Annotated in this window: 10 protein-coding genes; 7 read left to right on the top strand and 3 right to left on the bottom strand. The window is 72.1% G+C overall.

The genetic code is table 11. The features are described 5' to 3' along the window. The 4 genes from I5E_RS25460 to I5E_RS11100 all read left to right on the top strand — a co-directional run. Nucleotides 1-372 (top strand): hypothetical protein (locus I5E_RS25460; RefSeq protein WP_187290496.1); only part of this gene is annotated, 372 nt, incomplete at its 5' end. 126 nt (nt 373-498) lie between these two features. Next, on the top strand, nt 499-1,932 hold the full coding sequence (gene glmU, locus I5E_RS11110) for a bifunctional UDP-N-acetylglucosamine diphosphorylase/glucosamine-1-phosphate N-acetyltransferase GlmU (RefSeq protein ID WP_022907052.1): 1,434 nt from the start codon (nt 499-501) through the stop codon (nt 1,930-1,932). 54 nt (nt 1,933-1,986) lie between these two features. Beyond that, nucleotides 1,987-2,964, top strand: coding sequence for a ribose-phosphate diphosphokinase (locus tag I5E_RS11105; protein WP_022907051.1), 978 nt, complete (start codon nt 1,987-1,989; stop codon nt 2,962-2,964). A gap of 8 nt (nt 2,965-2,972) precedes the next feature. Continuing rightward, a complete protein-coding gene (locus tag I5E_RS11100; protein ID WP_022907050.1) occupies nt 2,973-3,740 on the top strand; it encodes a putative protein N(5)-glutamine methyltransferase in 768 nt (255 codons plus the stop codon). A 121-nt stretch (nt 3,741-3,861) separates the two neighbouring features. Here the strand turns inward: I5E_RS11100 and I5E_RS11095 are convergent, their stop codons facing one another. Next, a complete protein-coding gene (locus I5E_RS11095) occupies nt 3,862-5,445 on the bottom strand; it encodes a molybdopterin-dependent oxidoreductase (protein WP_031262232.1) in 1,584 nt (527 codons plus the stop codon). Between the two features lie 218 nt (nt 5,446-5,663). Here I5E_RS11095 and I5E_RS11090 point away from each other — a divergent pair, with 218 nt between their 5' ends. Further along, nucleotides 5,664-6,353 carry a hypothetical protein gene (locus I5E_RS11090; RefSeq protein WP_022907048.1) on the top strand — a complete coding sequence of 230 codons (690 nt, stop codon included), beginning with the start codon at nt 5,664-5,666 and terminating at the stop codon, nt 6,351-6,353. Between the two features lie 154 nt (nt 6,354-6,507). Here the strand turns inward: I5E_RS11090 and gndA are convergent, their stop codons facing one another. Further along, nucleotides 6,508-7,965, bottom strand: a complete 1,458-nt coding sequence (gndA, locus tag I5E_RS11080; RefSeq protein ID WP_022907047.1) for an NADP-dependent phosphogluconate dehydrogenase — start codon at nt 7,963-7,965, stop codon at nt 6,508-6,510. 111 nt (nt 7,966-8,076) lie between these two features. Between gndA and I5E_RS11075 the strand changes: the two genes are divergently transcribed. Continuing rightward, a complete protein-coding gene (locus I5E_RS11075; RefSeq protein WP_022907046.1) occupies nt 8,077-8,616 on the top strand; it encodes a gluconokinase in 540 nt (179 codons plus the stop codon). Here I5E_RS11075 and I5E_RS11070 read toward each other — a convergent pair. Then, complete coding sequence (locus tag I5E_RS11070) at nt 8,603-8,839, bottom strand: membrane protein (protein WP_022907045.1); 237 nt, start codon at nt 8,837-8,839, stop codon at nt 8,603-8,605. The two genes, I5E_RS11075 and I5E_RS11070, sit on opposite strands and share 14 nt — an antisense overlap. A gap of 214 nt (nt 8,840-9,053) precedes the next feature. On the opposite strand from I5E_RS11070, the gene I5E_RS11065 reads away from it, so the two are divergent. Then, on the top strand, nt 9,054-10,361 hold the full coding sequence (locus tag I5E_RS11065) for a sensor histidine kinase (RefSeq protein ID WP_022907044.1): 1,308 nt from the start codon (nt 9,054-9,056) through the stop codon (nt 10,359-10,361). The last annotated feature ends 37 nt before the right edge of the window (nt 10,362-10,398 follow it).

Below are 10,398 nucleotides of genomic sequence, written 5' to 3'. Positions count from 1 at the left end.
GATCTCGCTGCCGCGTACGTGGACGCGACCATGCAGACCTCGGGCGTCACGTGGGACGACTCGCAGGCGAACGAGTACGCCCAGGAGTGTCTCCTCGGTGAAGGCACGTCCGGAGCGCTCTCCAACCTCGCCCGCATCGGCTCGGGGGTCTCGGACCCCGAGGGTGCGGTGCGGACCGTCGGCAGGTCGTGGGCTGCGGACGGATTGACCGTCCGGTACACCGAGTCCTCGCTCAACGACGGCAACCGGCAGTTCGTCGTCACGGGGGCTGGTGGTGACGTCGAACGCATCCAGTTCGGGGCGGCGACCGGGCGCAGCTCGCTCGTCGCGGTGTCGCACTGCGGGACCGGGAACGCGGCGGACCCCGGCTGACACCTGCCGTCGGACGGTGCCAGGAGGCGCGGTGTGGGCCCGTCCACCCGCTGCGGTTGCGCGCACGGTTGCGACGGTCGGGCGGTTCCGGCGGACTCCGCAGCGCGCGTGCGCCAGGATGGAGCCATGACCGACCAGCGCATCGCCGTCGTCGTCCTCGCCGCCGGGCAGGGCACGCGCATGAAGTCGTCCACGCCCAAGGTGCTGCACCGCCTCGCCGGGCTGCCGCTCATCGCGCACGTGCTCCGGACGGCGTCGTCCCTCGAGCCCGAGCACGTCGCCGTCGTCGTGCGGCACGAACGGGAGCTCGTCGCGGCCGAGGTGACCGAGCGGGCGCCCGACGCGATCGTGGTCGACCAGGACGACGTACCCGGCACCGGGCGTGCGGTCGAGGTCGCCGTGCAGGCCCTCCCCGCCGACTTCGAGGGGGCCGTCGTGGTGCTCTCCGGCGACGTCCCGCTGCTCGACGCGGCGTCGCTCCGAGCACTCGTGGACGCCCACGTCGGCGGGAGCAACGGCGCCACCTTCGTCAGCGCGATCGCCCCGGACCCGACCGGACTCGGCCGCATCGTCCGTGACGCCGACGGGACGTTCGTCGGGGTCGTCGAGCACAAGGACGCGACGGCCGAGCAGCTGACGATCACCGAGGCGAACGCGGGGATCTACGCGTTCGACGTCACGCACCTCCGTGCGGTCCTGCCCTCGCTCACCACTGCGAACGCGCAGGGCGAGAAGTACATCACCGACGCACCGGCGCTCATCGGGGCCCGGGGCGCGCGCATCGACGTCGTCACGCTGACCGACCCGTGGCTCGTCGCCGGCATCAACGACCGTGCGCAGCTGTCCGACGCCGCGCGGGTGCTGAACGCGCGCATCGTCCGTCGGCACCAGCTCGCCGGCGTCACGGTGCAGGACCCGGCGACGACGTGGATCGACCTCGACGTCTCGATCGAACCCGACGCCGAGATCCTCCCGGGCACGCAGCTCATCGGCGCCACCGCGATCGCCTCGGGCGCGGTCGTCGGGCCGGACACGACCCTGCGGGACACCGAAGTCGGCGTCGGAGCCGTGGTGAACCGCGTCGACGCCACCCTCGCGGTCATCGGCGACGGCGCCTCGGTCGGGCCCTTCGCGTACCTGCGGCCGGGCACGATCCTCGGCGACGGGGGCAAGATCGGCACCTTCGTCGAGACGAAGAACGCGACGATCGGCCGGGGCAGCAAGGTGCCGCACCTGTCGTACATCGGCGACGCCGAGGTGGGCGAGGACTCGAACATCGGCGCGAACACCATCACGGCCAACTACGACGGGGTGCACAAGCACCGGACCGAGGTCGGCTCGAACGTGCGCACAGGGTCGCACAACGTGTTCGTCGCCCCGGTTAGGATTGGTGACGGAGCGTACACCGGCGCGGGTACGACCGTCCGCAAGGACGTCCCTGCCGGGTCGCTGGCGATCAGCTACGCCCCACAGCGCAACACCGACGGATGGGTCGAGGAACACCGACCCGGTTCGCCGGCAGCCGAGGCCGCTCGGCGCGCGAACGGCGAACAGATCTGACGGCTCTCGGGCCGATCAACACGGCCCCGCGGGGTCAGGGAGTGAGCACCGCACTTGTCCGGAATCAAAACGACCGGCCAGAAACGACTCGTCCTCGTCTCGGGGCGGGCACACCCGGCGCTCTCGGCCGAGATCGCCGAGGAACTCGGCGTGGACCTCGTCCCGACCGATGCACGGACGTTCGCGAACGGGGAGCTCTACGCCCGCTTCGACGAGTCGGTCCGCGGCTGCGACGCGTTCGTCATCCAGTCCCATACGGCCCCGATCAACGAGTGGCTCATGGAGCAGCTCATCATGGTCGACGCCCTGAAGCGTGCCTCGGCGAAGCGCATCACCGTCGTCGCGCCGTTCTACCCCTACGCCCGTCAGGACAAGAAGGGCCGTGGGCGTGAGCCGATCTCGGCACGACTCGTCGCCGACCTGTTCAAGGCCGCCGGTGCGCACCGCATCATGAGCGTCGACCTGCACGCCGCGCAGATCCAGGGCTTCTTCGACGGCCCGGTGGACCACCTGTTCGCCATGCCCGTCCTGCTCGAGCGCTTCCAGCAGACGCTCGACCCCTCGACGCTGACGGTCGTCTCGCCGGACATGGGCCGTGTCCGCGTCGCCGACATCTGGTCGGAGAAGCTCGGCGCGCCGCTCGCCATCATCCACAAGCGCCGCGACCCGCTCGTGCCGAACCAGGTGTCCGTGCACGAGATCGTCGGTGACGTCTCGGGTCGCGTCTGCCTGCTCGTCGACGACCTGATCGACACCGGTCGCACCATCGCCAAGGCGGCCGAAGCGCTCAAGGCGGCCGGAGCGACGGGCGTGGTCGTCGCTGCGACGCACGCGGTGTTCTCCGACCCGGCGACCGAGCTGCTGCAGAGCGAGTTCATCGACCGGGTCGTCGTCACCGACACCCTGCCGCTTCCCGAGGACAAGCGCTGGGACCGCCTCGAGGTCCTGCCGATCGCACCGCTCATCGCCCGCGCCATCCACGAGGTCTTCGACGACGGGTCGGTCACCTCGATGTTCGACGGCGCCGCTTGACGGCACCCGTGCGTGACGCGCTCGCGGCCCGACTCCGGGCCGCGGGCAGCATCTTCGCCGAGGACGAGGCCGACCTGCTGCTCGAGGCCGGCGACGGCGAAGCGGTTCGTCTCCGCGCGCTCGTCCAGCGGCGGCTCGGCGGCGAACCACTCGAGTACGTGCTCGGCTGGGCGGCCTTCGACGGGCACCGTCTGCGCGTGACGCCGGGTGTCTTCGTGCCGCGTGCCCGCACCACGGTGGTCGTGGAACAGGCTGCTCGGCGGTTGCGCCGCTACGACCGGGTCGTCGACCTCTGCTGCGGTGCCGGGGCGATCTCGGTCGCCCTGCTCCAGCGTGTGGGTGCGCTGGACCTCGTCGCGTCGGACGTCGATCCGGCGGCGGTCGACGTCGCGGCCGAGAACATCGGCGACCGCGGCATCGTCGTGGCCGGCGACCTCTTCGCGCCGCTGCCGGACCGGTTCCGTGGCGTGGTCGACGTCATCGCCGTGAACGCCCCCTACGTGCCGACGGCGTCCATCGCCACGATGCCGTCCGAGGCCCGCGACCACGAGCACCGGGTTGCGCTCGACGGGGGAACGGACGGCCTCGACCTGCACCGGCGGATCGCCGCGGGTGCGGGGGAGTGGCTCCGCCCGGGCGGCGCTCTCGTCATCGAGGTCTCCACCGGGCAGTCCGAGGCGTCGGCAGCTGCCTTCGCGGCGGCCGGGTTCCAGGTGTCGGTGGAGTCGGACGACGAGGTCGACGGCACCTGCGTCGTGGCGACGCGTCCCGCCTGACGCGACGCCAGTCGCGGGGCCGACCCGCGCCTCCTGTCCGACCCGCGTCTCCGGTCTGCCTCACGTCTCCGGTCCGACCCGCGCCGCCGTCTGCGGCACAGCCGGTCAGCCGGACAGGCGGTCAGGCGGCGCGGACCTCGACCGTGTGCCATCCGCTCGCGCCGTTCGGTGCGGGCGGCCGTTCCACGCTCGTCTGCACTTCGCCGTCCGCGCTCACGGCTCGGACCTGGATCCGGTGCGATCCCTTCGTCGGGGTCCAGCGGTAGACCCACTGCCGCCACGTGTCCGCCGAGACGGAGTCCGCGAGGGTTGCCGTCTCCCACGCCCCGTCGCCGATCCGGACCTGCACGGCCTTCACCCCGGTGTGCGGCTGCCAGGCGACCCCGGCGATCGCGACGGTCGTCCCGGAGTCGACGGTCGAACCGGCACGCGGGGTGTCGATGCGTGACTCCAGCTTGACCGGGCCTCGCTCCGACCAGCCGCGAGGCGTCCAGTAGCCCTGTGCATCGGCGAAGCGGGTGATCTCGAGCTCGGTGACCCACTTCGTGGCGGAGACGTACCCGAAGAGTCCGGGCACCACCATGCGCACCGGGAAGCCGTGTTCCGGCGGCAGTGGCTCGCCGTTCATCCCGACCGCCAGGAGCGCCGCCGTCCCGGCGTCCTGCAGCACGTCGAGCGGGGTCCCCGCGGTGAACCCGTCGACGCTGCGCGACAGCACCATGTCGGCGCTCGCGTGCGGCGCGGCCCGCTCGAGCAGCTTCCGGATCGGGTAGCCGAGCCACAGCGCGTTCCCGATGAGGTCACCCCCGACCTCGTTCGAGACGCAGCTGAGGGTCGCGTGGTGTTCCTCGAGCGGGAGGGCGAGCAGGTCGTCCCAGGTCAGCTCGACCTCGTGGTCGACCGCGCCGTGGATGCGGAGCTTCCAGTCGGCGGTGTCCACCGACGGCACGCGCAGCGCAGTGTCGATCCGGTAGAAGTCGCTCGTCGGCGTGACGTACGGCGTGATGCCGGGTACGTCGAGGGACGCTCCCGACGGGACCGCGGGCGCCGCGGTGGCAGGGGCGGGCAACCGGATCGCCCGCCGTGCCGCGGCGGTGGCCTGCGCGGCGGCGGTCCCCAGTCGCGCGGCGCCACCGACCACGACCGCGACGGCCGCCGCCGTGACGCCCCAGACGAGGAACGCGCGGCGTTCGGCGGACGCGGGCCGCGCGGCCGCCGACGGCACGGCTGCGGCGGACTCCCACCGACGGAGCCGGGCGGTGAGGAGTCGGAGCACGACGACGGCTGCCGCGACGCCGAGGACCGAGGGGGCACCGTCCAACGTGCCGCTGCCGGAACGGGTGGTGACGGCCAGGAGCGAGAGGACACCGCCGACGGCGAACACGACGGCGCCGAACGGCGGGCGCGCACGCTCGAGCACGCCCGCACCTGCGCTGACCGCCGCGACGATCACGGACATCAGGACGAACAGGGCGATCTTGTCACCGGTGCCGAACAGCGACACCATGAGGTCCTTCGCCCCCGGCGGGGCGAGGTCGATGACCGCCGACCCGACCGCGACGAGCGGGCTGCCTGCACCGCTGAGCACGAGGGCTCCGAGTTCCGCGGCGGCGAAGAACGCGAGCGCGGCGACGATGCCGATCGCGGCAGCGAGCAGTCGGGGGCGCGGGACCGCCGCGGGGGCGGGCGCGAGATCAATGGTCACGAGCCGAGCGTAGGTCGACCCCACCGCGTGTGTGCTGACAGTCGCGCACACGGTGGACGGGACCGGCGGTGAGAGCGCCTGTGGAGGACCCGTACCCCGACCACCGACCCGCATCCCCACCGACCCGCATCCCCACCGACCCGCCCTGTCCACCGGTTCGTCGGGCGTTCACCGGCACCGGCCAGCCGACGGCAGGTGGACCGTGCGAGGATCGGGGTGTGCTGAGGCGTCCCGACCGTGTCCCGGGCTTCGGTCGCGCCCGGCGGCGGAACCGCCACCCGATGTCGCAGGCACGGCGGCTCCTGGTGCTGCGCTGGGTCATCGTCGGGGTCTGGGCCGCGCTGCTCACCGCACGCATCATCGTCGTCTCCACAACGCCCGACGCCGACCTGACGTACTTCGGTGTCGCCGAGGTCGCCGTGATCGGTGCCGGCCTCCTCGTCATCGCCGGTGCCGTGCTGCGCGGCTGGTCGCTCCGCCGCCGGCATGAGGACGAGGCGCTCGCACTCGCGATCCGTCGGATCGACCCGACCGTGTGGCTCGTCCCTGCAGCGCCGACGCCCGAACTGCGAGCCTCCGTCGCGGCCGTGCGTCCCGACGTCGCCCTCGGGCACCGGGTCACCTGGGCCTTCGGCGCGACCGAGGCGTCACTGTGGGAACTCGAGGAACGCCGAGCCACCAGACTGCTCGTCATCCGGTGGAGCCGGATGGTGCACGTCGGGCTCGAGGACGTGCACGGCGACGGCCGCTCGTGGGCGATCGCGATGCACTACGTCCGGCCCGACGACACGACCGCGGTGGCGACCTTCTTCGTCCGCTCGGCACCGGGTTCCAGACGGATGCTCGGCCGGGGGCCCCGGATGGAGCGGCTCGTGGCCGACCTCGCGCGCGAGCGCATCGTGGCCTGACCGCGAGACTGGAGCGCGAGCGGCGGAACGGACGACACCGCGAGCGGCGGGACGGACGACACCGCGAGCGGCGGGACGGACGACACCGCGAGCGGCGGGACGGACGAAAAACGGAAGGCCCCGCCGATCGACGGGGCCTTCCGTGTGGAGCGCGCTAGTGGGTCGAGGGCTCCTGCTCGACCTCGCGGCGGTCGTCGTCCGACCACAGCGTGTGGAACGTGCCGTCCTTGTCGATGCGCTGGTAGGTGTGCGCGCCGAAGAAGTCGCGCTGTCCCTGGATGAGCGCGGCCGGCAGCCGGTCCGAGGCGAGCGAGTCGAAGTACGCCAGCGCCGACGAGAAGCCGGGCGCCGGGATCCCCGAAGCCGCGGCGATGCCGACGATGCGACGCCAGGCGGCCTCGCCTTCCTGCACGGCGTTCGCGAAGTACGGGTCGACCAGCAGGCTCTCGAGCTTCGGGTTCTTGTCGTACGCCTCGACGATGCGGTTGAGGAACTGCGCACGGATGATGCAGCCGCCGCGCCAGATCTTCGCGATGTTGCCGAGGTCGATGTCCCAGTCGTACTCCTTCGCCCCGGCGATGATGAGGTCGAAGCCCTGCGCGTACGCGACGACCTTCGAGGCGTAGAGCGCCGCACGGACGTCGTCCTCGAACCCGTCGGGGACACGGGCGATGTCGGGACGGTCGGGGAACGCCTGCTGCACCGCGGCGCGCTGCGTCGGCTTCGACGACACCGCACGGGGGAACACGGCTTCCCCGATGCCGGACACGGGGATGCCGAGGCCGACGGCGTTCTGCACGGTCCAGACGCCGGTGCCCTTCGACCCGGCCTCGTCGCGGATGACGTCGACGAGGGGCTTTCCGGTGTCGGCGTCGCGCTGCTTGAGGACCTCGCCGGTGATCTCGATCAGGTACGACTCGAGGTCGCCCTTGTTCCACTCGTCGAAGACCTTGACGAGGTCCTCGACGCTCAGCCCGCCGACGCGGCGGAGCAGGTCGTACGACTCGGCGATGAGCTGCATGTCGGCGTACTCGATGCCGTTGTGCACCATCTTCACGAAGTGGCCGGCGCCGTCGGTGCCGATGTGGGTCACGCACGGCTCGCCCTCGGCGACCGCGGCGATCGACTTGAGGATCGGACCGAGGGTCTCCCAGGCCTCCTTCGACCCACCGGGCATGATCGAGGGACCCTTCAGCGCGCCCTCCTCGCCGCCGGAGATGCCGGTGCCGACGAAGTTGAGGCCCTTCTCGCGCAGGTCGTGCTCGCGGCGGATGGTGTCGTGGAAGTTCGCGTTGCCGCCGTCGACGATGATGTCGCCGTCCTCGAACCGTTCCGCGAGCTGCTCGATGACCGCGTCGGTGCCCTTGCCCGCCTGCACCATGATGATCGCGGTGCGGGGCTTGGACAGCGAGGCGACGAAGTCGTCGATCGACTCGGACGCGATGAAACCGGCGTCGGCGTGCTCGTTCAGGAGTTCCTCGGTGCGGGCGTACGTGCGGTTGTAGACCGCGACGGTGTTGCCCTCCCGCGAGGCGAGGTTCCGAGCGAGGTTCGAACCCATCACCGCCAGACCGACCACGCCGATGTTCGCCTGTCCGTTGTTCTCTGCCACGAGGTCTCCTTCGTCCTGTCGTTCGGCACCAACCTACGGTCCGCAGCCTGGGACCGCCCGGGTGTTACGGCAACTGGGGACGACTGTTCACCGGCCCAATACGGTGGAGGGATGACCGAGCGCGCTGTCCTCCCGTCCCTGCTCGTGATGGGGGTCTCCGGTTCCGGCAAGTCGACGATCGGGCAGGCCCTCGCCGACGCCCTCGCCGCCGTCGGGCAGCCGACGGTCTTCGTCGACGCGGACGATCTGCACCCCGCCGCGAACAAGGAGAAGATGCGGCAGGGCATCCCGTTGACGGACGAGGACCGCTGGCCCTGGCTGGACGCCTGCGCCGCCCGGATCGCCGAGGTCGAGGATTCCGGCCACCGCTGCGTGATGGCGAACTCGGCGCTCAAACGCGCGTATCGGAACCGGCTGCGCGGATCGGCACCGACGCTCGTGATCGCCTTCCTCGACGGATCACACGACCTCATCGCCGACCGTCAGGCGCACCGCCACCACGAGTACATGCCGAGCTCGTTGCTCGACTCGCAGTTCGCCACGCTCGAGCGACCGCAGCCGGACGAGGCCGCCGTCACCGTGTCGATCGAGGGATCGGTCGACGAGACGGTGGCGGCGATCCTCGCCGCGCTGTCGGTCACTTCCGGCTGAGCTCGGACAGGCGTGAGCGGTACTCCTCCGCGTCGATGTCACCCCGGGCGAAGCGGTCGGCGAGCACCGACCGCGCGTCGGACCGCGCCCGCCAGCTGCCCCGCCGGAACACCCCGAACACGAGGAACACGACCAGGAACGCGACGAAGAAGAACACGGGGAAGACGAAGAACGGGAACCCGCCGTGCCAGTAGGGCGCGGTGGCGGCGATGGTGGTGAGCATGGTGACCTCCTGTGGTCGGTTCGGCGTCGCTTTCACGACCCTCCAAGACTCGGTACTGGAGGCGCGGTGCGCGTCCGTCCCGCAGCCCCACTTCCGTCTGCTCCCGCCGTCGTAGTGCCCGTTCTCCTCCACACCCGGCTGCTCCCGCGGGAGTAGTCCACAGGTCGTGCTCCCGCCCGATGCCGCGGGCGGGAGCCGACCCTAGGCTCGAGCCATGGACACCGACCGGACCCTCGCCGACCCGGCGACCGACGACCCCCGCTGGCGCGGGCGCCGTCGGTTCGCCCGGGTCGGACGAGTGCTGCCGGTGGCGTTCCTGCAGGTCCCCGGGACGCTCGTGGCATCGCGGTGGGCATCGGGCGCAGCCGACGAGTCCGCGGGCGGTCCGCCCTGGGCGCGCGGCGTCGCGGGCGGCCTCCAGCCCGTCGAGATCGGTCCGGCGGCCCTCGCCCTGCTCGTCGTCGGCGTCGTGGTGCTCCCGTGGCGGTGGCGGCTCCCCCGCTCGGTGCTCCTCGTGACCCTCGCGACGACCGTGGGGTACGCCGCCCTCGTGAGCCCGCGGGGCCCCTTCGTCGCCGCGCTCACCATGGCGCTGGCGAACGCGTGGCTGCGCGGACACCGGTGGTGGGCGACCGCCGCGGCCGGGGCGGCGGTGGTGCTGCTCCCGTCCGCCGATCCCGTGCTCGGACGCTCCCCGGTCCTCGACCTCGGCGCGGTGCTGCTCGCGGTCGCCTGGGCGACCGTCACCCTCGCGGTGTCGGAGCTCGTGCGCGTCCGGCTCGAACGGGTCGCGGAACGCCGGCGGCAGCGTGCCGAGGCCGACCGGCGTCGCGCTGCCGACGAGCGGGTGCGGATCGCCCGCGAGCTCCACGACTCGGTCGCGCACAGCATGTCGCTCATCAACCTCCAGGCCGGGGTCGCCCTCCACCTCGGCGCCGACCTGCCCGACCAGACGCGGGGTTCTCTCGCCAACATCCGTGACTCCAGCCGCGAAGCCCTCGTCGAACTCCGCACCATCCTCGGCGTGCTGCGCTCCGTCGACGGAACCCCCGACCGAACCACCAACGGAGCCTCCGACGGAGCCGAGCGCACCCCGACCGCCGGCCTCGACCGCGTCGCCGACCTCGTGGAACGCGCGCGAGCCGCCGGTGTCGACGTCGGGCTGACCATCGACGGCGATCGTTCGACCGTGCACGGCATCACGGACCGGAACGCGTTCCGCATCGTGCAGGAGTCGGTGACCAACGTCATGAAGCACGCCCCCGGGCACCGAGCCGACGTGACGATCTCGATCGGTCCGGACGTCGTCGACCTGGTCGTCGCCGACCGCCCGTCGGGACCCCGATCGGCCGACGTCGGCTCGAGCGGACCGCTCGCCCCGACCGGCAACGGGATCATCGGGATGCGGGAACGTGCGAACGCCGTCGACGGCACCCTGTCCGCCGGCCCGACGACCGACGGCGGCTGGCGGGTGGCCGCCCGCCTCCCGGTGGTCGGTCCCGACCGAGAGGACCCCCGATGACCACGGGACACACCGCCCCGGGCCCGATCCGCGTGCT

It is taken from the genome of Curtobacterium sp. B18, assembly GCF_000333375.1.
In the GTDB taxonomy this organism is placed as follows: domain Bacteria; phylum Actinomycetota; class Actinomycetes; order Actinomycetales; family Microbacteriaceae; genus Curtobacterium.
Note: the sequence above shows the minus strand (reverse complement) of the source record. Positions and strands in the feature narration are given on the sequence as shown.